This is a genomic window from Flavobacterium sp. 9 (assembly GCF_002754195.1).
Classification (GTDB): Bacteria; Bacteroidota; Bacteroidia; order Flavobacteriales; family Flavobacteriaceae; genus Flavobacterium.
Genome location: NZ_PEEU01000001.1, coordinates 2376579 through 2397737, shown reverse-complemented (window position 1 = coordinate 2397737; position 21159 = coordinate 2376579). Strand labels below are relative to the sequence as shown.

Genomic DNA, 21159 nt, shown 5'->3' with positions numbered 1-21159 from the left:
GATGAAAAAGATAAAAAATATCTCAATAGGATTTCTGGTGAGTTTCATTGGTTCAATTCCGTTGGGATATTTGAATTTAGTAGGTTTAGAAATTTACTCCAAATCAGGGCTTCATAATCTGGTTTTCTTTTTATTTGGAGTCATTTTTGTCGAAACTTTTGTTATTTATTTTACGTTGCTTTTTGCGAGACAACTGATTAGAAATAAAAAATTAATGAAAGTGATTGACTTTTTTGCTGTTGGATTTATGTTTGTTTTGGCTTATTTATTTTATTTCAATTTTAATTCGACAACAACTTTAAATAATAGCTTAAGTAAATATTTAATGTATTCGCCATTTATAATTGGCGTGGTTTTAAATTGCTTTAATTTTTTGCAATTGCCTTTCTGGACAAGTTGGAATTTATACTTGCTTAACGGAAAGTATATTACAGTTGAAAGAAAGTTAAAATATTATTATATTGCAGGAACTTTGATTGGTGTTTTTTTAGGAATGTTTAGTCTGATTGTAATTTTACAGACCATTTTTCAAAAAACAAACCAATTTTCAAAGTATATAATGCCTGTTTTTATTCCGTTATTTTTTATTGTTTTAGGAAGTATTCAGGTATACAAAGTATATAAGAAATATTTTAAACCATCAGCTTTAGAAGTTTAAACTCTAAGCTCAAACTGAATCTTTCCTTTATGAATAAGCTTTATTTTTTTCTTCCATTTGTTTTTTTAGCGTGCAAATCAAATCCATCTGCAGTAACCGAAACGACTTCAAAACCTATTGAAATCACTTATAAAGTTAGTGAAACCGAAGTTTCGGATTTTCTAAAATATCTTTCTTCAGATGAATTAGAAGGGCGCGATACCGGATCAAAAGATATTGAAAAAGCGGCAGTATTTCTGGAAGATTTTTTCAAAAATAATAATGTAAAGCCTTATTTTAAAAGCTACCGCGATACACTTACCAATTTTGATAAACCGGCATTTAATATTGTTGGTGTTCTGGAAGGAACAGATCCTAAATTAAAAAAGGAATTTGTAGTTCTGAGCGCACATTACGATCATATTGGTTTAGAGACAAAAGAACAACCAGACGTAATTTTTAATGGTGCAAATGATGATGCATCCGGAGTTACCGCCGTTGCGCAAATGGCAAAGTATTTTAGTGAAACCAAAAGTAATAAACGCAGTATTCTATTTGTGTTTTTTGCCGGAGAAGAAAAAGGTTTACTTGGATCTAAAAGTTTAGTGGAGAAATTGAAAAAACAAGATTTTAATTTGTACACACAATTGAATATTGAAATGATTGGTGTGCCAATGAAACGTGATTATCGGGCTTATATTACCGGTTTTGATAAATCAAATATGGCTGATAAAATAAATGAATATACAGGTAAAAAGACGATTGGTTTTCTACCAAAAGAAGCCGAATATAAATTGTTTTACAGATCGGATAATTATTCGTTTTTTAAAGAATTCGGAAAACCATGTCAGTCGATAAGTACTTTTGATTTTGAGAATTTTGATTATTATCACCATGTTTCAGATGAGTTTAAAGTAATGGATATTCCGCATATGACTTCTTTTATTCAGGAGTTTTTGCCGGCAGTGACTAAAATCGCTATAACGCCAACAGAAGAAATAACGATGAATAAATAACCGTTCCTTTTATTGGATTTGCTTATTTTTGCTTTATGAAAAATATTATTGTTACCGGAACCAGTCGAGGAATTGGTTACGAATTGGCGCTAAAATTTGCTAATGCAGGTCATCAGGTTTTGGCTATTTCAAGAAAAATACCTCAAACACTTTTAGAGCATCAAAATGTTACTTGCCTTTCTGTTGATTTGGCAGATGAAACAGCTTTGGAAGAAGTAAATAACTTTCTTTCTTCAACATGGAAAAAAGTTGATGCAGTAGTTCATAATGCAGGAGCTTTGTTGTTAAAGCCTTTTGCAGAAACCACTCAGGCAGATTTTGAAAATATTTATAAAGTGAATGTTTTTGCAGTTGCGAATCTTACCAGAATTTGCTTGCCATATCTTCAAAAAGGAAGTCATGTTGTAACGATTAGTTCAATTGGCGGTGTAAGAGGAAGTCTTAAATTTGCAGGATTGGCCGCATATAGTTCCAGTAAAGGCGCTGTAATTACCTTAACAGAATTACTTGCCGAAGAATATAAAGAACAAGGAATCTCATTCAACGTTTTGGCTTTGGGATCTGTTCAGACAGAAATGCTAAACGAAGCTTTCCCGGGTTACCAAGCTCCAATTTCAGCCGAAGGAATGGCAACTTATATTTATGATTTTACATTAAACGGAAATAAATATTTTAACGGAAAAGTTTTAGAAGTTTCTTCTACAAATCCGTAGTGTATTATAATATGAACGATAATAATGTTAAATACAGAACATATAAAACCAGCATAAATATTTTCTTTTTTTCCTTTTATAGTAATTCAAAAGTCTATGAAATATCAAATGGAAGAAGTACAATTTTGCCTGGAATAAAATATTCTGTTTTAACGATTTTATTTGGATGGTGGGGTTTCGGATGGCCTTGGAAAAAAGTTAAGGAAATTAAAAATTCAATGATTGCTTTACATATTAATTTTGACGGAGGAGAAGATTATACAAAAGTGTTTTCTGAAATGAATTATGACGAAAAATCGATTTGGGTTTTTAATAATTTAAGACGCGAAATTTTTCAAAAGGTAGATATTCAAATTATTGATATAATGATAGATTTGCAAACTGAATTCATAAAAGCAGAACCAGAAGTTTCACTTGAAAAGAATATAATGTTTATGAATGAGAAATTAAAAAAGCTAAATATTATAAACCTACGAAATTCAGATTTGGAAGAAATAATAACCAAAATTGGAGCATTTGAATTTAAAAATGACTAAAAAACTCATACTTCATACTTCATAACTCATAACTATTTTGAACGAAACTCTTGCAAGATATATACCGGAACATGCTGTAAAGCCTGTATTTGATTTGATTGTTGCCAATCAGGTTCATCTGAAAATCGTAAATGAACGCCAAACGCGTCATGGAGATTACAGAAGAGGACCGAGTGGTAAACATGAAATCACGGTAAATGCGAGTTTAAATAAATATCGTTTTTTAATTACGCTAATTCATGAAATCTCACATTTAGTAGCGTTTGAAAGGTTTGGACGAAATATAAAACCGCACGGAAATGAATGGAAACTTACTTTTCAAAGAATGATGGTTCCTTTTATTCGTCCGGAGATTTTCCCGGGTGGTTTATTGCCTTTATTAGCGCGACATTTTAAGAATCCGTCTGCAAGTAGCGATACAGATACAACTTTGTCTCTAGCGCTAAAACAATACGATGCAAATAGTGATAAGAACTATGTTTTTGAAATTCCATACGGAAGTGTGTTCAGAATTAAAAACGGAAAAATCTTCAAGAAATTAGCGGTAAGAACGAAACGTTTTGAATGTATTGAGATTAGTTCAGGAAGAACGTATCTTTTTAATCCAAATGCTGAGGTAGAGTTGATAAACTCGAATTAAAATCTGGTAGAAATCCCAATATTTAAAATCCAAATTCCAATTTTGACTAAGATTGGAATTTGGATTTTTTAATTGGTATATTATTTGCTTTGTGTTTTGAAAATTATTTCCTCTTTATAACTAGATATTCAATTGATTATGATTAAAAAACTACTTAAGATTGTTTTTGTTTTAGTGCTTTCTAATTCAATTTATGCACAAGAAACCAAGGATGTTGTAATAATAATACAGAAAAAGAGTCCAATTATTTATGCGGAGGTTTTTGGTGGTTTTTCAGTTATGCAAAATTTTGGTTTTGCCGGTGGAGGAGAATTAAATTATCAGTATAAGAAAAATCTTTTTACTTTGCGATATTCACATGAAACGGGATATGTCAAACAAGATAGTGTTTTTGCTTTTTCGAATGTAGAAGATAATGATGAATATGCCATTTTATATGGAAGAAGATGGTTAACCAGAAGCCATTCTTATAGTGTTTCTGTTGGAGTAAATTCTAATAATTTAAAGTTTACCAATAGAGATTTTGAGCATAATCGCTATTACCAATATAAAAGATTTTATGGTGTTCCTTTTGAAGCAAACTTTAAGTGGTTTAATCCTAAGAGAAGATCTAATTTAATATTCAATGCATTAACTCCAAGTATTGGTCTTAAGGTATTTGGCAGCATTTCTAAGTATAGTTATGCGGGAGTAGGACTTGTAATAGGATTTGGGTTGCCAAAGAACTATTAAACACAAAATTTAAATTCCAATAAAAGAAAAATTCCAAATTCCAACTGCATTAGTTATTGGAATTTGGAATTTTTTTATTGAGTTCTTCCAGAATTGGAATTTGGAATTAAAAAAGGTTTTATCCTTTCAAATAAGCTTCTCTTACTTTTTTGAATAAGTTCGAAGAGTAAACAAATTTCACGATGTCTTTATTGTCAGTTCTAAAGATTTCTTCTTTAGTTCCTTGCCATGCTTTTATACCTTTTTTTAAGAATACGATGTTTTCGCCAATTTCCATTACAGAGTTCATATCGTGTGTATTGATTACCGTTGTGATATTGTATTCTTCAGTAATTTCTTTAATCAAATTATCGATCAAAGTTGAGGTATTTGGATCTAAACCGGAGTTAGGTTCGTCACAAAATAAATACTTAGGATTGTTTACAATCGCACGGGCAATCGCCACACGTTTTTGCATACCTCCGGAAATTTCAGAAGGTAATTTTTTATGAGCATCAACCAGATTAACGCGTTCTAAAACAAAATCAACGCGTTCCTGAATTTTAGCTTTATTATCGTTTGTGAACATTTTTAAAGGGAAAGCAACATTTTCTTCAACAGTCATCGAATCAAATAAAGCACTTCCTTGAAAAACCATTCCAATTTCAGTTCTTAATTCACGTTTTTCATCTGGATTTAATTCAGAGTAAACACGTCCGTCAAACTCAATTGTTCCGGAATCCGGTGTATGAATTCCTAACAAAGTTTTTAATAGAACAGTTTTTCCGGATCCACTTTGACCAATAATCAAGTTTGTTTTTCCAGTTTCAAAAACCGTCGAAACACCTTTTAAAACTTTACTGTCGCCAAATGATTTTTCTATGTTTTTTACTTCGATCATTATCCTAATAATAATTGAGTTAATATATAATTAAAAAGAATAATACAAACAGATGTCCAAACAAATGATACTGTACTTGCTTTACCAACTTCAAGTGCGCCACCTTTCATGTAATATCCGTGAAATGATGGAATTGTAGCTAATAACATTGCGAAAATTAAAGTTTTAATGAAGGCATATGTAATATGAAAAGGAATAAATTCCATTTGAGCACCTTGAATAAAATCCTGACTAGTCGAGAATCCTCCATAAGCACAAGCAAGCCATCCACCAAAAATTCCTAAAAACATACTGATTCCAATTACAAAAGGGTACATTAATAAGGCTACTATTTTTGGGAAAACAAGGTAGTTTAATGAATTAACTCCCATTACTTCCAACGCATCAATTTGTTCTGTAACACGCATTGTTCCGATACTCGAAGTAATGTAAGATCCCATTTTTCCGGCCATAATTACCGAAATAAAAGTAGGGGCAAATTCTAAGATTACAGATTGACGTGTAGCAAAACCAATTAAATATTTTGGAATTAAGGGATTAGTCAAGTTTAGTGCAGTTTGAATGGCAACAACTCCTCCAATAAAAAAGGAGATAAAGCAAACGATGCCAAGAGAGTCGATTATTAGATCGTCGATTTCTTTAAAAATCAATTTTTTCATAACAGGCCATTTAGTCTGTTTATTGAAAATTTCCTTCAGCATTAAAAAATATCTTCCTATTTGAGATAAATAACGAATTAGCATCATAGTTTTACAAATATTGGCTAAGGTAAAAAGAACTTACGAGTTTTGGGTTATGAGTTCCCGTTTTTCGGTTGTTTTACCAATCAAATTAACTTTTGTTTCATTTTTTGGAAACGGTAATTTCTAATAAATTTAGCCTGTTCAGGGGTAACCAACAAAGGAGTTTTTGCTTTTTTAGCTTTCCAAAATCCTTTAATATAATCAAAAAACAGAAGTGGTTTTTTCTTCATCATTGCCAATTTTGCAGAGGCAATTGATGTAATCCAGAAACCATATCCTAATGTATAAAAAGCTTCGCCTTGTTTATAACGAGCTGTTTTGTTGTAGTTTGCACCTGTTGATTTTAGGTGTTTTACATGTAAAGATTCGTCTGTAACTATTTTCCAGTCATAATATTTACAAAGTAATTCGTCTACAGTATCCCAGCCCATTGCAGGTTTTAAACCTCCAATTTGCTGAAAAGTTTCTTTTCTGTAGGCTTTCAATGCGCCACGAATATGATCTTTATCGGTTAGGTTTTCTAAAATCCAATCTCCATTTTTTTCGATATAACAAAAACCTCCGGCCATTCCAATTTTTGGATCAGATTGAAAATGTTTGATTATAGTTTCAAAATAATTGGCAGGAAAAATTAAATCACCATCTATTTTTACAATAATATCGTAATCAGAATCCAGCGTTTCATAACCTTTTTGAAAAGCCTGAATTACTTTACTTCCGGGCATGTGAATCGCATCAGAAGTTTTGTTTACAACAGAGATAAACGGATTTTCTTTTGCAAATCCCAATACAATTTCTTCTGTTTTATCAGTTGAATTGTCATTTACAACGACAACTTTTGATGGTAAAACAGTTTGCGAAACCAAAGATTGCAATGTTAAACCAATAAGGTCTTGCTCGTTATGCGCGGGAATGACGATGTAATATTTCATTTATAAAATTTTAGATTTTAGATTTTAGATTTTAGATTGTTGGTGTAATCTAAAAATCAAAAATTAAAAATCGTTAATCAAAAATCTTAGATCTTGATTTTCTCAGCTACTACAATATAATATCTTGGAGTGAAATATCTTAGTAATGGTCTAATACCAAACTTTTTTACCGGATGTGTAAATTGTAGACGATCAGTTATTTTCCACCCCGTTTTTTCTAAAAGCCAGTCTAACTGCCAGTCTTCAAATTCGTGATAATGTCTGTCCCACATATCAGTTTTAGAACGATATGCCGGTGAAAACCATAAACGTAACGGAATTGAAATTAACAATTTGTCACATTTTACGTTTTCCAGAATCGTGTACGGATTTAGTAAATGTTCGAAAATTTCAAATGCCGTAAAAACGCTATATTCTTCTGTTTGCAAAGCAGTTTGATCGTTGTCTAAATCTTCGCCTTTTGTGTTTTTTACGGTATAACCGTTTTCTTCCATTATTTTAGAAAATGGATTTGGAACACCAAAATCAAATATAGTTTCTGATGTTTTAACATGTTTTTGTAAAAACTCTAAGGTAAGTTTGAATCTTTTATTTGGAAACACTTTTTCGTACATAGTCGTTGCGAGGAACGAAACAATCTCTCGTTCTTGATTTTATAATTAGGTCGCAAATATACAAAGTTATCTGCTTTTTTTATGTTTTTTAGCCCAGATAGAAATGAAAAGCCCACGATTTAAAAATTGTAGTTTTTATAATCTTAAAAAAGCGACTAAAAGAAGCTCTTTTTAAGGTTTAATAAAAACACAATTTTTAAATGTGGACTTGTAATGAATAGCTGGAAATAGCTACTTAATCTTAATATCGGTAAACAAATGCATTAACGTTCATTCCCGCTCCAACAGAAGCAAAAATAACAACGTCGCCTTTGTTAATTTCGTGATTTTCCAGTTTTCCCTGAATCAATAAATCGTAAAGAGTTGGTACAGTTGCCACGCTTGAGTTTCCTAAATCATGAATACTCATTGGCATAATATTTTCTGGTGCAGTTCTGTCGTAAAGTTTGTAGAAACGAGCAATAATTGCTTCATCCATTTTTTCGTTGGCTTGGTGAATCAGGATTTTCTTCACGTCATCAATTCCAATTCCGCTTTTATCTAAACAGCTTTTCATCGCACAAGGAACCTGGCTTAAAGCAAATTCATAAATTTTGCGACCGTACATTTTGATGTATTTAATGTCTGGATCTAAATCAGGATTATATGATTTCCCGAAGTATAAAAAGTTAGCTTCATCATTTGCAAAAGTGGCACTTTCGTATGATAATAAACCAGCTTCATCATCAGAAGCTTCTAAAATTGAAGCACCCGCACCATCAGAATAAATCATAGAATCACGATCATGATCGTCAACAACTCTTGATAAAGTTTCGGCACCAATTACCAAAACACGTTTTGCCATTCCAGATTTAATGAATGCATTTGCTTGCAAAACACCTTCAATCCAGCCTGGACATCCAAAAAGAATATCATAAGCCACACATTTAGGATTTTTAATATCTAGTTTGTTTTTAACACGTGTTGCTAAACTTGGTAAAATATCAGACTGATTTGTTCCAGATTTTACATCACCAAAATTGTGCGCAAAAATGATGTAGTCTAAAGTCTCACGATCGATTTTTGCATTTTCAAGTGCTCTTTCTGCTGCAAAATATGCTAAATCAGATGAGGTATGTTGGTCTTCGGCATAACGGCGATTTTCGATACCGGTAATACCTTTAAATTTTTTTATTACAACTTCGTTAGGGTAACCGAAGGGAGTTCCGTCTTCATTTAAAAAAACATGATCGCCAAAGTCAGTATTGCTTACTTCTTTATTAGGAATGTAACTTCCTATACCTATAATTTTTATTTTCATTATTCCTCGATTATCCGGTAAATTTATTGCTAAAGTATAAATAAATTCATGATAACTGTCATAAAAAATACTATGCATGCATATAATTATGAAATAATAATTATTTCTTGAATATACTGTTAATTTTCTAATGATTTTTTAGTTTTATCGAGATTTCAAACGTTTGAGATTAATGACGATTAAAAAAAATATTTCATCAAAATATTTCACAATGTTATAGAAAACGAGAAAAGCTTTAAGAATGTTATAAAAAAAATAAAACCCGATAACTTAATCGTCATCGGGTTTATAATATAAAAATAATCTAAGATTAATTTTCCATGTAAGCTTCAATTGGAGCACAGCTACAAACTAAGTTTCTGTCACCATAAGCATCATCTACACGACGAACTGATGGCCAGAATTTGTTTTCAGCGATATACTCTAATGGGTAAGCCGCTTTTTCTCTAGTATAAGGGAAATCCCAAGTGTCAGTCGTTAACATTGCCAATGTATGCGGTGCATTTTTCAATACATTGTTTTTATCATCGGCTGTTGAAGCTTCAATTTCTTTTCTGATTGAAATAAGAGCATCACAAAAACGATCTAATTCTGCTAAATCTTCAGATTCTGTAGGTTCGATCATTAAAGTTCCAGCTACCGGGAAAGAAACCGTAGGAGCGTGGAAACCGTAATCCATCAAACGTTTTGCGATATCACCAACTTCGATTCCGTTTTCTTTAAATGAACGACAATCTAAAATCATTTCGTGAGCAGCTCTTCCACATTCTCCAGTATAAAGAATTGGATAGTGTCCTTCGAAACGTGCTTTCATGTAGTTAGCATTTAAAATAGCGTGTTCTGTAGCACTTTTTAATCCGTCAGCTCCCATCATTGTGATGTAACCATAAGAGATTAAACATACTAAAGCTGATCCGTAAGGTGCAGATGAAATCGCTGTAATAGCTTGTTCACCACCTACTTTAAGGATTGGGTTTGTTGGTAAAAATGGAACCAGTTTTTCGTTAACACAAATTGGTCCAACACCAGGTCCACCACCACCATGAGGAATAGCGAATGTTTTGTGTAAGTTTAAGTGACAAACGTCAGCACCAATTGTAGCAGGATTTGTTAATCCAACTTGAGCGTTCATGTTTGCACCATCCATATATACTAATCCGCCATTGTCGTGGATTAATTTAGTAATTTCAATAATCGAAGATTCAAAAACTCCGTGAGTAGATGGATAAGTTACCATTAAACAAGATAAATCATCTTTGTGTTCAATCGCTTTTTCTCTTAAATCTTCTACGTCAATGTTTCCTTCAGGAGTCGTTTTAGTAACGATGATTTTCATTCCGGCCATCGCTGCAGAAGCAGGATTTGTTCCGTGAGCAGATGAAGGAATTAAACATACATTACGGTGACCTTCGTTTCTAGATAAGTGGTAAGCACGAATCGCCATTAAACCAGCATATTCTCCCTGAGCTCCAGAGTTTGGCTGTAATGTTGTTCCGGCAAATCCTGTAATTACATTTAATTGCTCTTCCAATTTTTTAAGCATCGTGATATAACCTTCAGCTTGTTCTACTGGTGCAAATGGGTGAATGCTGTTCCAGTTTGGCATTGATAAAGGCAACATTTCCGAAGCTGCGTTTAATTTCATTGTACAAGAACCTAATGAAATCATCGAATGATTTAACGATAAATCTTTACGTTCTAATTTTTTGATGTAACGCATTATCTGACTTTCTGAATGATGATTGTTAAATACATCATGCGTTAAGAAAGGAGATGTTCTTTCTAATGAAGAAGGTAATTGACTTGCAGTAGCTAATTCAGAAACAGTGAAAGTTTCTTTTCCTAAAGCTTCAGCAAAAATCGCAATAATTTGGTTGATGTCTGTAATTGAAGTTGTTTCGTTGAACGAAATAGAAATCGTATCAGCATCAACATAGTAAAAGTTTACTTCGTTTTTCTCCGCAATAGCTTTTACTTTTTGAGCATCTGCTTTAACCAAAATAGTATCAAAGTAAGCTGTATTTGTTTGGAAAACTCCCAATTTATTTAAAGCTTCAGCAGTAGTAACCGCCGATGCGTGAACTTTATTTGCAATATATTGTAATCCTTTTGGTCCGTGGTAAACCGCATACATTCCAGCCATAACTGCTAATAAAACCTGAGCAGTACAAATATTTGAAGTTGCTTTTTCACGTTTTATGTGTTGTTCACGAGTTCCTAAAGCCATACGTAAAGCGCGGTTTCCATTTACATCAATAGAAACTCCAATAATACGACCTGGCATAGATCGTTTGTATTCATCTTTAGTTGCAAAAAAAGCAGCGTGAGGACCACCGTAACCCATTGGTACACCAAAACGTTGTGTAGTTCCAACCACTACTGCAGCTCCCATTTCTCCCGGAGAAGTTAAAGCAGCAAGTGATAAAATATCGGCAGCAAAGGCAACTTTGATTTCGTTTTCTTTTGCTTTAGCAACAAAAGCGCTGTAATCGTTTACCTGACCGTATTTTCCCGGATATTGTAAAATGGCTCCGAAGAACTCATTAGAAAAATCAAAGTTTTCGTGATTGCCAACAACTAATTCAATTCCAATAGGAGTTGAACGTGTTTGTAATATTGATAAAGTTTGTGGTAAAATTTCTTCAGAAACGAAGAACTTATTTGTATTGTTTTTCTTTTGATCACGTGTACGAACATCAAATAACAAAGCCATAGCTTCGGCAGCTGCAGTTCCTTCATCAAGTAAAGAAGCGTTTGCAATTTCCATTCCTGTTAACTCGATAACAGTAGTTTGGAAATTTAAAATTGCTTCTAGACGACCTTGAGCAATTTCTGCCTGATAAGGTGTATAAGCTGTATACCATCCTGGATTTTCGAAGATATTTCTTTGAATTGGAGCAGGAACGATAGTTGGATGATAACCCAAACCAATATAAGATTTGAATACTTTGTTTTTCTTGCCTAATTCCTGAATATGATTTGCGAATTCATATTCTGTCATTGCAGGATCTAAGTTTAACGGTGCTTTTAAGCGAATGTCGTCCGGAAGGGTTTCATAAACAAGTTGTTCGATCGATTCAACTCCAATGGTCTGTAACATGTGTTGAAGATCTGTTTCTCTTGGACCAATGTGTCTTAAAGCAAAAGCATCTGTTTTCATATAGTTGTAATAGTGTTGTTTTTTTGTCGCGCAAAATTAAGTATTATTAATAATTTAATTAGCATTTTTAACTTCATTTTTTATGAAATTTACAACTAAAGAGTTGATTTGTTAATAATTGATTAGATTTGAGGTATGATAGTATCAAAACGCATCTTAGATTTTTATCTGAATAGCAGTATTCATGTGGCTTTATCGTGTTATGCTCTTGTGCGAATCACGTTTCATGTGTTTCATATTCAGTATGATGAGCCAATGGCACTATTTGTTTTTTTTGGAACAATTGTGGGGTATAATTTTGTTAAATATGATGCTTTAGTTCGCGTGCAGCAAAAACCAATCGGAATTCAGCTGAAAATTATTGCCGTTTTAAGTCTGATTTCATTGTTTTTGGTTGCCTATTATTTTTTCCATTTAAAGCGAATTACTCAAATTGTCTCTGTTGGAATATTTGCCGTAACGGCACTTTATACACTTCCGTTTTTTCCAAATAAAAAAAATGCCCGAAATTGGGCAGGAGTAAAAATTTATATAGTAGCGCTTTGTTGGGTAGGAGCGACGTTGGTTTTACCAACTATAAATGCCGAAGTTTCATTAACAACCAATTTTTTTGTTAAATGCATTCAGCGTTTTGTTTTGGTTTTTGTCCTGATTTTGGTTTTCGAAATTATTGATTTAGCAAACGATGATCCGCATTTGCAAACCGTTCCTCAAACTATTGGCGTAAGGCGAACAAAAATTCTAGGTTTTTCACTGATGGTTCCGTTTTGGGTTGTTGGTATATTGACATTCGATCTTCATGATTTGCTCATAAATCTAATAATGGTGATTACTTTAATGCTTTTTATAGCATTTGCAAATCCAAATCGTTCTAAATATTATACTTCATTTTGGGTCGAAAGCGTTCCAATTTTTTGGTGGCTTATGATTGTTTTTCTTTAGAATAAGCTTAATAATTTGGGCGTGCCCCTCCGGGTCGGGCTTTCGGCTATATCTTTTATTCCGCTCCGCTTCATAAAAGGATACCGCCTCAATCCCTCACGCAAACCGTAAATCAAGAAATTTTATTTTCAAAAGAAGATTTATCGGCTATTTAATTTTTTGTGAATAGACTCCAGCTTCAGCTGGAGATAAACGTAATAGAATATCATTGGCTTCAGCCAAACTTTACCTTTCGGCTAAAGCCATATTGAAAACTCATTATCACCTCCAGCTAAAGCTGGAGGCAATTGAAATTAATATTTTGAAATCTGCCGAATCTGCTAAATCTGCGAGAGAAAAAATATTCTTTCATCTTTAGAAAAAACTATTTTGTTTTTTGCTCTGCCAATGCTTTATTCAAATCAGCTTTAGCTTCAGCTAGTTTCTTTTTTTTCTTGTTGATTTTTTCTGTGCTTTCCTGATCTTTAATTGCTTTGTTTAGATCGTCAGTTCTTTCCTTAACTTTTTGCTGTTTTTCTTTTACTTTTTTGTCAAGGTCGTTGTTTACTGTTTTTGTGGTACAGTTCTTTTTGGTTTGAGAAATTGCATCTTCAACACCTTTAATCTGGTTTTGATTACCGGCTTTTTTGGCTGCCGTTAATTTGATATTTAGTTCACATAGTTTTCTTTCGCAACCTTTTAAATCCTTGCAATTACTTTGTGCAAATCCAATAAAAGAAACGGCAAAGAATACTATCGATAATATTTTAGTCTTAATTGTCATGAGTTTAATTTTTTAAGAAGATTAATATAATGTTCTAAAATAGGTAAATTTTCTCACTAATTCTTTCTTTTGAATCAGTTTTAAGTTCGGTTTAACTTTTCTAAAAATCTTTTATTCTGAAAATAATTAAAAGTATATTTGAAAATAAATAACCACATGGAAAAACAAATTTCTTTTTTTGGATTCAAATTCACGAACACACAGTTCATTGTATTCTTTATTTGTTGGATGGTTTTTCTGGGTTTTGTCTGGCCATTAATTATAGGATCTTATCGTTTGATGTCCATTTTTGTATGTGCATTTTCCTTTATTTTCGCTGCTCTTTTCAATAGATTGATGGGATTGCTGATTTTGGCATTGGCTTTTATAAATGGATCACTTGTCCGATTCTATCAGAAATTCATGTTGGTGGTTATAGCTATTTTTGCCACATTGATTTACAGTATCTGGATTCCCATGAATTTCTGGATTTATATGGCACATCTTGCCATTAACATGTTTTCTATCTTTTTAATGTACAGGATGTTTTATAAAAGAAACGATCAGGATGCATTAGATGAAGTTATTATTTTTGATGATGAAGATAATGATTGAGTATTTAAAACTAAAGTAAATCTGTTTCTAAAGCTTCTTTCAAAACCTTATTTCGTTCAGGAAGAAAGTTAGTAAGATGCTTTTCCAAAAGTAAAATATCAAAAAATTTCCCAAATATTCCAAACGGAATTACAATAATGCAATTTGTCTTTCATTATTGTAATTCCGTTTTTTTCTTCAAAAAAATGTTCATGTTTGAAGGACTTCTATATTGTTGATGTATATCAATATTTCTTGCAATGTCAAAAGCGATTTGTTTGGGTGCTTTTATTTTTTTGATTTTCTTTCTATTACGAAACCGTTATGTTTTTGTAAATAACTCATTTTTAAGTGTTTGATTTTTAGGTCTGTATTTTTTTATGAGAATAATCTCATGACTTGTTTTATTTGTTTCATGACAAAGAATCTTTTTCTTGTAGCATTTTTTTTACGAAATCAAAATATCAGATATAGATTTGATGTAAGAAAATAAGTATATGCTAGCTACAGTTATTTTCCACTATTTATTCCAGGATGTTTGTTAAGAATCTGATTTTAAGTTTTTATCAGAATTTAAATTTCTTTTTTATTGAAATACCCTAAATAAACAACAAACCAAAAGTGGAGCAGAACCCACCTGAAAAAACGAACTGTTTCGTACAGAAAAAAGCGAAGGCGAAACCTGAAAAGCCTTATGAGTAGGGAAACAAATAATATAATATCATGACACAAAGTGCAGCAGCCTCATCGGCACAGATTGATATTCTTGTCGTAATAGACACAGAATATATTAAGAATAATTTTCCTGCGAATTCAGACCCTAATAATCCACAGGGAATAAATCACAATAGTCAATATATGATATGTTACAGTCCAAGAGGGATTGTTTCAGGTCAAGGTACAGCAGATTTAAGTTTTAGAGCTAACGCTGGGGATTATGTGTCTTTTAGAGGGACATCAATTCAACAAAACTCGGATGATTCTGTAATTCTTTACGGAATTAAATATTGGAACGGAGATCACGTATTTAACAATTTTACAACGGATATCGTTACAAGAAACAGAGCCGTACAGCCTAATCCAGACCAGGCAAATGGTATTCCACCGGTTCAAACGGTTCAAAATTTCACCAGCTACGATTCTAAAATAGCAAGAGGAGGAACAGAGAATTTTTACGTATATATCGCTGTTTATACCTTAGCAGGTGACGGACAAACACAACAATTATACGGATATTATTACTGGGATCCACAAGTAGTTGTACCCGCTTAATTTTAGTACAACTTAATTTTTATAAAATTTATTGAAAAACACGAACTAATTTTTTGTTCGTGTTTTTTTAATCTAAGAAACAATAAAATGGAAACCTCTTCTACAGTTACCCAACAAGCTACTTATGAAATTTTGATTGTTATTGATACAGTTTCAATTAAAAGTAAATATTCTATTAATGATATAGATGAGCCAATCAAAATTGATAAGGCTAATTATTTTACGATTTATAGAAAAAATAATCAACATGATTCTGTTCATGGAATTTACATTGATTGTAAAAGAAATGACAAAATCATTATTTCAGGAATTTCTATTGACGGAGATTCGTCAGACGCGATTATTCTAAATGAAATTCAAAATTACAAATCAGTGAAAAAGAAGATTGTTTCATTTGAGCCAATTTGTTTGTCTAAAAATACGGTTTTCAATATCGAAAACGATGATAACGAACCGTCAGTTGAAAGTGAGATGCAAAATTTTATATGGTTTGAATCTGCAATCTCTGATTTTGGTAAAAGTAAAATTAAAATAAGCTTCTCGTTGTATTATTTAAATTCAGATGGTAATCAACAAGATTTGTATGGTCATTTTTGGTTTCCTTTGGAAATAAAATTTTATAATGCCGCTAAATAGTTTTTAAAATTATTCGGCTAAGACCACAATTGTTTTTTCTGAAACTTCTTTTAGAACCTTATTTCGTTCTAAAAGAAAGTTAGTAAGATGCTTCTCTAAAAATAAAATATCAAAAAGTTCCCCAAATATTCCAAACGGAGTTTCATATTCCAATTTGTCTTTCATGATTGTAATTCCATTTCTTTCTTCAAAAAAATGTTCGTGTTTGAAGGATTTAAATTTTCCTTTTTCCATTTCATCTACAAAATAATCATAGAGATTCATTGCAGTAATTCGGCTTTTGTGAGTGAGATAAAAACCAAAATGTTTGCCGCGCCAAGTTACTGTTTCGTTTAAATTTATTAATCCGGATGTAATTCCTGCAATTGCCTTTTCTTTTGAAGGACTTGCAGATTGCTGATGAATATCTATATTTCTTGAAGCATCAAAAACGATTTGTTTTGGGGCTTTTATTTTTGTTGTAAGGTTAATTGTTGTCATTATTTGTTGGTGTATTTAAAATCCTGTAGGGATGTCATATTTATAGAACTATAGTGAATAATATGTTATTGAATCTCATCGAGATGATATATTTAGAAAAATATGGCGCTCCTCCGGAGCTCAATGAAGGACTCGCTTTATATGTTTTCTATAAATATTTTGCTCCTAAGGAGCTTTAGATTCTATTATATACTCTCTTCCTCGTAAAAATTTAAATTAAATAATAGTCCGCAAATAATCGATGAAAGTGAATATGATACAGCTATAAAATACCATAACGCACCACCAATGAAAGCTGTAGTTATAAAAACTCCAATTACAGGTATTGACATTAAAGTGGCTTTTGAATATAAAATTGGTAAATCTTTTTTAGCGAGATAATTGTAAACAAATGCATATACAATATATGTTGGCGCTGAAAAGATAAGACTAACAATAAAAACTACAGGAAACATTCCTAATAAACCAACTGCTTGACTTGGATAAAAAATAGGAATAAAGGCAATTATTTGAGAAATAACCGGACCTATTATCAAACTAAAAAACCATTGTTTAAATAAATAACTCCAATCTATATTTTGTGTTTTCATTTTCTTAATAAATTTTTAAAAGTCTCATCAATATCTTCAAACTTAAATTTAAATCCATTTTCTAAAAGTCGCTTCGGAATCACATTTCTACTTTTTAGAACCAATTCGGTTTCTGTTCGGATGAAGAAAGAGCCAATTTCCAGAAGAAAAGCATTCATGGGAATTCCGAAAGGGAAGCCAACCGCTTTTCGAAGCTTTTTCATAAAGTCTACGTTTCGAATTGGTTCGGGAGAAACGATATTAATAATGCCGGTAATTTCTTTTTGAATGATTAAATCAATTGCATTCGCAAAATCTTCTTCGTGAATCCAGCTTATAAACTGATTTCCTTTTCCTTGTTTTCCTCCAAAACCAATTTTTGCTAAAGTTTTTAACGGAATAAAAGCGCCTCCATTTTTGCCTAAAACTATTGAAGTTCTCAAAGCAGTTTTCAAAGTATTTGGAGTTTCGGTTTTAAAGAATGCTTTCTCCCAAGACAAGGCAACATTTATAGAAAAATCATTTCCGATTTCGCCATCAATTTCATCCATTTGTTTGTCCAAAGAAAAACGATAAATAGTAGAAGTTGATGAATTCAGCCAATGTTTAGGCGGATTTTTACAGTTTAAAACAGCTTTGTTTAAAATCTTTGTGCTTTCGATTCGGGATAATAAAATGGCTTTTTTGTTTTCTTTTGTATAACGGCAATCAACAGATTTTCCTGCGAGATTAATTAAAACCATTGCGTTTTCAAGTTCCTTTTCCCAACCCGAAAAAGTTTTAGCATTCCAGTTTACATATTTTATTCCGTCAACGGTTTGAGATTTTCCTCTGGTTAGAATTACAATTTCTTCAAATTTATCTTTGAAATGATTGATTAGAACTTGTCCTAAAAAACCTGTTCCGGCTGCGATGATTAGTTTTTTCATTTTATAAATTTAAAATAAATAGTAAAGCAATGATTCTGTAAAGTACCCAAGTGAGACATAAATAAAAGGGAAGTTCTAGAATTTTAACTCTTCTAAAATGTTCTGCAAACATTATGAAAACGGTTATTCCGAACCAACCTAGAATAAGAATTTCCGGAACCTTAATAAATTGATTAAGAATTAAGATTGGTGTCAAAATTAAAGATCCCATTAAAGAAATAGTCATTAAGTTTCCGGCATAATTGATAATTGTTTTTTTGTCCATTTTGAAAAGAAATAAACTTTGAAACACAATTTGACCAAATGCTAAAATGAATTCTCTTAGAATATTTGATTTTGGCAAATTGGGAATCAAATTAGAATATCCAAATAAAACGAAACTTGTCAGCGTTAATGCAAAACCAATAAAAATGAAACGATATTTATAATTGTAATCCGGAGTACATTGCAATTTGTTTTCTTTAATGTTTCCACCTGGAATAATCACTTTTCGATTGTAAGAAACAAAAGAATATAATTTTCTCAAGATGAAATGAATGGGTTTTACTGTTGCAATTTTTTCAATTAATGGAAAAGAAAATCCTATAACTTTTATTAAGCTGTCAATTCCATAAATAACGGTTTTAGTTTTATTATCTACCAAAGCAATTTCGTTTGGTGCGCGTTTTAAATCTACAAAAGTTTGTTCCTCTTGAGATAATTCACAATAAGATTTTCTTCCATTTTCATCAAGCATTCCGCTTTTTACAAATCCTGTTGTGTACAAACTACAAAGCGGACAATCTTCATCATAAAGTAAAGTTTGGTTTTCGAGCGTTTTCATAATTCCTTTTTTTAGATTAATAATAACTTGGAATTCTAGTTGTAAATTTCTTCCAGAGCTAACATAGTTTCGAGTTTTCGTTTGTTTTTTACACTAATTTTTGAACCTTTTGCCAGGAAAACTGAAATAGGTTTTTCGGTTTGTAAAAATTCAAAATCTCGTCCGTAAGTTTTCTTAAAGTCAATATCAACGTTATAATTCAAAACCTCAAATTGTTCCCATCTCGGATGTTGAACTTCATATTCGAAAGTGGTTTCTTCATCAATTTTAGTATATCCAAAATAATGCTCCGTTATAAATTCAGCTTCAGAATCGATTGCAATTTCTGTTGGATTTTTTTGAGTTTCTAATTGAATCGTATTCCAATTTTCTTTGTTTTTCCATTGATAAACAAAAGTGTTTGTGTTTTCGTTTTCAATAATTTTATGTGTCATTTTTTGAGTTTCATAATGTTCCTGATACAAAGTATTTGCAATAAATGTAATAGCGCTTTTAGGAACAATTTCTTTGATGAAAACTACGCCGCGTTTCCATTCTCCATTTTCAAAACGTTTTACATAGAATCTTAAATTGACTTCTTCAAAATTGATATGAAAAGGAACTTTAATCCCTAAGACTTTTGTGTTTTTGAACATGAAACCAACCAAACTCACATAACATTTGTTGTTCCATAAATCTATTTCAGTACCAATTGGGACATATTTTTCTAAGATTTTAGCATCAACTTCATAATTGAAAAGTGCTAAGTTTTTCCATTCAGCTTTTAAGAAGTTCATAAGTGTGCTTTTTTATAGGTTATTGTAGAAAAATAGACTGCAAGTATTGGCGGAATTGTATATAGGATGAAGTAGATAAAATGATAATTAAGTATTAGACTGTTAACAAACCATAGGAGAAAAAAGAAAACAACTCCTTTTATGTAATACTGCAGACTTTTGTCATTAGGTTCGTCGATTAGCATTTTTATTCCAAAAACCACCTGAAACAATCCGGTAAGCATTGTAAATAATAAACCATAGCCGGTTAAATCGCCGCTTTGTTCATTAGTAATTAATCCAATTGAAATAAGTAATATGGGGAAACCAACAAAAAAATAATTGAGATAATTTATAGCTTTCATAATAAGGTTGAAATTAAGTGAGTTAATCAATTTTTATTTTTTCAAATCTTAAGCTTTCGTATTTAAGTAATATTTTATAAAAATAAATAGCAGTAAGATTTGGAATTATGGTTACAAAGGCGACTTGTAAAAAATCATTCCACATTATAGTATGGAAAAATGAAAACAGTATTATGGCATTCAGAATCGTGATAATCCAATATGTTTTTATTTGATTTTTGATCGAAAGATTATTTGGTTTTGAAAAAATCTTTACGGTTAAAAAGATAGCTGTAAGTATTTGAATAATTGTAAGAAATGCTTGTCCTACAAATCGTAAATAGCAAGTTAGATAAAAGAGAAAACAGAGTATAAGGGCGAAATTGTTTAATTTTTTTATAGTTTTCATAATTATTGATTATTTTAAACTTTCAGAAAAAAATGAAAGTTTTAATTAAATTTTTTTAGTTTGATCTTTTACTTCATAATTTTTAGAACCAAACGTCCCAACCAGTTTTCATTAAATTCGGTCATTTTATCCAACATATTATCTGCTTTTAAAACAAAGTCATACAATTTAGTTGTTTGATCTACGAAGTGTTTTTCTTCAGCAGAATCTTTTGCTTCAATAGTCGAAACTTCTTTTAATATTTTAAGAGCAGGTTTAATTTCTCTTTTGCTTCTTTCTCTGGCAATTTTAGAAGCCAATTCATCCAAATCTTTTTCGGCAGTAAAAAACTCTCTTCTTTCTCCGGCTTTATATTCTTTATAGACAATTCCCCAATCCATTAAAGCTCTTAGATTCATGCTGGCATTTCCGCGCGAAATTTGCAATTCCTCCATGATGTCTTCCATAGAAACAGCTTCGTTCGAGACCATTAATAAAGCATGGATTTGTGCCATGGTTTTATTAATTCCCCATTGAGAACCTAATGCTCCCCATGTTTGTACAAACTTATTTTTTGCTTCTTTGAATTCCATGGATCAAATGTAAGTAAAAGTTTTTAAACTTTCAAAAATAAATGAAACTTTATTGTTAAATGCGTTATTTATTTTTTTAGAATTTATAAAAGCAAGTGTTTTTACGTAATAGATTTTCCTGTGCCATTCTTTATCTGTTTTGTGCTCAATAATTTTGGTTCTGTAACATTTTGTGAAAAACGCCTGCTT

Annotated in this window: 24 protein-coding genes; 10 read left to right on the top strand and 14 right to left on the bottom strand. The window is 31.5% G+C overall.

All coding sequences use genetic code 11. The features are described 5' to 3' along the window. The first annotated feature begins 1 nt into the window (after position 1). From CLU81_RS09650 to CLU81_RS09625, 6 genes are all read left to right on the top strand, one after another. Entirely contained in the window at positions 2-658 is a 657-nt protein-coding gene (locus CLU81_RS09650; protein ID WP_099709598.1) for a hypothetical protein, read from the top strand. A gap of 29 nt (positions 659-687) precedes the next feature. Continuing rightward, positions 688-1653, top strand: coding sequence for a M20/M25/M40 family metallo-hydrolase (locus CLU81_RS09645; protein WP_099709597.1), 966 nt, complete (start codon positions 688-690; stop codon positions 1651-1653). 35 nt (positions 1654-1688) lie between these two features. Continuing rightward, a complete protein-coding gene (locus CLU81_RS09640) occupies positions 1689-2366 on the top strand; it encodes an SDR family oxidoreductase (RefSeq protein WP_099709596.1) in 678 nt (225 codons plus the stop codon). An 11-nt stretch (positions 2367-2377) separates the two neighbouring features. Next, positions 2378-2902 (top strand): hypothetical protein, encoded by a 525-nt coding sequence (locus CLU81_RS09635; RefSeq protein WP_099709595.1) that lies wholly within the window; start codon positions 2378-2380, stop codon positions 2900-2902. A gap of 37 nt (positions 2903-2939) precedes the next feature. Next, on the top strand, positions 2940-3542 hold the full coding sequence (locus CLU81_RS09630; protein ID WP_099709594.1) for a SprT-like domain-containing protein: 603 nt from the start codon (positions 2940-2942) through the stop codon (positions 3540-3542). A 138-nt stretch (positions 3543-3680) separates the two neighbouring features. Beyond that, positions 3681-4274, top strand: a complete 594-nt coding sequence (locus tag CLU81_RS09625) for a hypothetical protein (protein ID WP_099709593.1) — start codon at positions 3681-3683, stop codon at positions 4272-4274. Between the two features lie 118 nt (positions 4275-4392). Here the strand turns inward: CLU81_RS09625 and CLU81_RS09620 are convergent, their stop codons facing one another. The 6 genes from CLU81_RS09620 to gcvP form a co-directional block, all read right to left on the bottom strand. Further along, positions 4393-5154 (bottom strand): ABC transporter ATP-binding protein, encoded by a 762-nt coding sequence (locus CLU81_RS09620; protein ID WP_099709592.1) that lies wholly within the window; start codon positions 5152-5154, stop codon positions 4393-4395. Next, entirely contained in the window at positions 5154-5900 is a 747-nt protein-coding gene (locus CLU81_RS09615; RefSeq protein WP_089351987.1) for an ABC transporter permease, read from the bottom strand. The genes CLU81_RS09620 and CLU81_RS09615 overlap by 1 nt, the downstream gene beginning before the upstream one ends. 80 nt (positions 5901-5980) lie before the next feature. Then, positions 5981-6829: a glycosyltransferase family 2 protein gene (locus CLU81_RS09610; RefSeq protein ID WP_099709591.1), complete on the bottom strand. Its 849-nt coding sequence runs from the start codon at positions 6827-6829 to the stop codon at positions 5981-5983. 86 nt (positions 6830-6915) lie between these two features. After that, positions 6916-7443, bottom strand: coding sequence for a methyltransferase (locus CLU81_RS09605; RefSeq protein WP_099709590.1), 528 nt, complete (start codon positions 7441-7443; stop codon positions 6916-6918). A gap of 241 nt (positions 7444-7684) precedes the next feature. Further along, positions 7685-8743, bottom strand: coding sequence for a 3-oxoacyl-ACP synthase III family protein (locus CLU81_RS09600; RefSeq protein ID WP_099712718.1), 1059 nt, complete (start codon positions 8741-8743; stop codon positions 7685-7687). A gap of 310 nt (positions 8744-9053) precedes the next feature. Beyond that, entirely contained in the window at positions 9054-11903 is a 2850-nt protein-coding gene (gcvP, locus tag CLU81_RS09595; protein ID WP_099709589.1) for an aminomethyl-transferring glycine dehydrogenase, read from the bottom strand. Between the two features lie 135 nt (positions 11904-12038). Between gcvP and CLU81_RS09590 the strand changes: the two genes are divergently transcribed. After that, on the top strand, positions 12039-12845 hold the full coding sequence (locus CLU81_RS09590) for a hypothetical protein (RefSeq protein WP_099709588.1): 807 nt from the start codon (positions 12039-12041) through the stop codon (positions 12843-12845). A 364-nt stretch (positions 12846-13209) separates the two neighbouring features. Here the strand turns inward: CLU81_RS09590 and CLU81_RS09585 are convergent, their stop codons facing one another. Next, complete coding sequence (locus tag CLU81_RS09585; RefSeq protein WP_099709587.1) at positions 13210-13608, bottom strand: DUF1090 family protein; 399 nt, start codon at positions 13606-13608, stop codon at positions 13210-13212. Positions 13609-13764: 156 nt separating this feature from the next. On the opposite strand from CLU81_RS09585, the gene CLU81_RS09580 reads away from it, so the two are divergent. From CLU81_RS09580 to CLU81_RS09565, 3 genes are all read left to right on the top strand, one after another. Beyond that, a complete protein-coding gene (locus tag CLU81_RS09580; RefSeq protein WP_099709586.1) occupies positions 13765-14202 on the top strand; it encodes a hypothetical protein in 438 nt (145 codons plus the stop codon). A gap of 702 nt (positions 14203-14904) precedes the next feature. Continuing rightward, positions 14905-15453, top strand: coding sequence for an inclusion body family protein (locus CLU81_RS09570; RefSeq protein WP_099709585.1), 549 nt, complete (start codon positions 14905-14907; stop codon positions 15451-15453). Positions 15454-15540: 87 nt separating this feature from the next. Further along, positions 15541-16089 carry an AidA/PixA family protein gene (locus tag CLU81_RS09565; protein WP_099709584.1) on the top strand — a complete coding sequence of 183 codons (549 nt, stop codon included), beginning with the start codon at positions 15541-15543 and terminating at the stop codon, positions 16087-16089. Between the two features lie 9 nt (positions 16090-16098). Here CLU81_RS09565 and CLU81_RS09560 read toward each other — a convergent pair whose 3' ends face one another. The 7 genes from CLU81_RS09560 to CLU81_RS09525 form a co-directional block, all read right to left on the bottom strand. After that, complete coding sequence (locus CLU81_RS09560; protein ID WP_099709583.1) at positions 16099-16569, bottom strand: SRPBCC family protein; 471 nt, start codon at positions 16567-16569, stop codon at positions 16099-16101. 185 nt (positions 16570-16754) lie between these two features. Next, complete coding sequence (locus CLU81_RS09555; RefSeq protein ID WP_099709582.1) at positions 16755-17159, bottom strand: hypothetical protein; 405 nt, start codon at positions 17157-17159, stop codon at positions 16755-16757. Beyond that, on the bottom strand, positions 17156-18067 hold the full coding sequence (locus CLU81_RS09550) for a TIGR01777 family oxidoreductase (RefSeq protein ID WP_099709581.1): 912 nt from the start codon (positions 18065-18067) through the stop codon (positions 17156-17158). The genes CLU81_RS09555 and CLU81_RS09550 overlap by 4 nt, the downstream gene beginning before the upstream one ends. A 1-nt stretch (position 18068) precedes the next feature. Next, positions 18069-18890 (bottom strand): hypothetical protein, encoded by an 822-nt coding sequence (locus tag CLU81_RS09545; RefSeq protein WP_099709580.1) that lies wholly within the window; start codon positions 18888-18890, stop codon positions 18069-18071. Between the two features lie 35 nt (positions 18891-18925). Beyond that, positions 18926-19666, bottom strand: a complete 741-nt coding sequence (locus tag CLU81_RS09540; RefSeq protein ID WP_099709579.1) for a YqjF family protein — start codon at positions 19664-19666, stop codon at positions 18926-18928. Beyond that, entirely contained in the window at positions 19663-20010 is a 348-nt protein-coding gene (locus CLU81_RS09535; RefSeq protein WP_144444489.1) for a hypothetical protein, read from the bottom strand. Before CLU81_RS09535 ends, CLU81_RS09540 begins: the two co-directional genes overlap by 4 nt. Positions 20011-20466: 456 nt before the next feature. Continuing rightward, entirely contained in the window at positions 20467-20970 is a 504-nt protein-coding gene (locus tag CLU81_RS09525; RefSeq protein WP_099709576.1) for a GbsR/MarR family transcriptional regulator, read from the bottom strand. Between the last annotated feature and the right edge of the window lie 189 nt (positions 20971-21159).

Coding starts and splice junctions, on each gene's coding strand:
- CLU81_RS09650 (WP_099709598.1), top strand. CDS start 2: ATGAAAAAGATAAAAAATATCTCAATAGGATTTCTGGTGAGTTTCATT.
- CLU81_RS09645 (WP_099709597.1), top strand. CDS start 688: ATGAATAAGCTTTATTTTTTTCTTCCATTTGTTTTTTTAGCGTGCAAA.
- CLU81_RS09640 (WP_099709596.1), top strand. CDS start 1,689: ATGAAAAATATTATTGTTACCGGAACCAGTCGAGGAATTGGTTACGAA.
- CLU81_RS09635 (WP_099709595.1), top strand. CDS start 2,378: ATGAACGATAATAATGTTAAATACAGAACATATAAAACCAGCATAAAT.
- CLU81_RS09625 (WP_099709593.1), top strand. CDS start 3,681: ATGATTAAAAAACTACTTAAGATTGTTTTTGTTTTAGTGCTTTCTAAT.
- CLU81_RS09620 (WP_099709592.1), bottom strand. CDS start 5,154: ATGATCGAAGTAAAAAACATAGAAAAATCATTTGGCGACAGTAAAGTT.
- CLU81_RS09615 (WP_089351987.1), bottom strand. CDS start 5,900: ATGATGCTAATTCGTTATTTATCTCAAATAGGAAGATATTTTTTAATG.
- CLU81_RS09610 (WP_099709591.1), bottom strand. CDS start 6,829: ATGAAATATTACATCGTCATTCCCGCGCATAACGAGCAAGACCTTATT.
- CLU81_RS09605 (WP_099709590.1), bottom strand. CDS start 7,443: ATGTACGAAAAAGTGTTTCCAAATAAAAGATTCAAACTTACCTTAGAG.
- CLU81_RS09600 (WP_099712718.1), bottom strand. CDS start 8,743: ATGAAAATAAAAATTATAGGTATAGGAAGTTACATTCCTAATAAAGAA.
- gcvP (WP_099709589.1), bottom strand. CDS start 11,903: ATGAAAACAGATGCTTTTGCTTTAAGACACATTGGTCCAAGAGAAACA.
- CLU81_RS09590 (WP_099709588.1), top strand. CDS start 12,039: ATGATAGTATCAAAACGCATCTTAGATTTTTATCTGAATAGCAGTATT.
- CLU81_RS09585 (WP_099709587.1), bottom strand. CDS start 13,608: ATGACAATTAAGACTAAAATATTATCGATAGTATTCTTTGCCGTTTCT.
- CLU81_RS09580 (WP_099709586.1), top strand. CDS start 13,765: ATGGAAAAACAAATTTCTTTTTTTGGATTCAAATTCACGAACACACAG.
- CLU81_RS09570 (WP_099709585.1), top strand. CDS start 14,905: ATGACACAAAGTGCAGCAGCCTCATCGGCACAGATTGATATTCTTGTC.
- CLU81_RS09565 (WP_099709584.1), top strand. CDS start 15,541: ATGGAAACCTCTTCTACAGTTACCCAACAAGCTACTTATGAAATTTTG.
- CLU81_RS09560 (WP_099709583.1), bottom strand. CDS start 16,569: ATGACAACAATTAACCTTACAACAAAAATAAAAGCCCCAAAACAAATC.
- CLU81_RS09555 (WP_099709582.1), bottom strand. CDS start 17,159: ATGAAAACACAAAATATAGATTGGAGTTATTTATTTAAACAATGGTTT.
- CLU81_RS09550 (WP_099709581.1), bottom strand. CDS start 18,067: ATGAAAAAACTAATCATCGCAGCCGGAACAGGTTTTTTAGGACAAGTT.
- CLU81_RS09545 (WP_099709580.1), bottom strand. CDS start 18,890: ATGAAAACGCTCGAAAACCAAACTTTACTTTATGATGAAGATTGTCCG.
- CLU81_RS09540 (WP_099709579.1), bottom strand. CDS start 19,666: ATGAACTTCTTAAAAGCTGAATGGAAAAACTTAGCACTTTTCAATTAT.
- CLU81_RS09535 (WP_144444489.1), bottom strand. CDS start 20,010: ATGAAAGCTATAAATTATCTCAATTATTTTTTTGTTGGTTTCCCCATA.
- CLU81_RS09525 (WP_099709576.1), bottom strand. CDS start 20,970: ATGGAATTCAAAGAAGCAAAAAATAAGTTTGTACAAACATGGGGAGCA.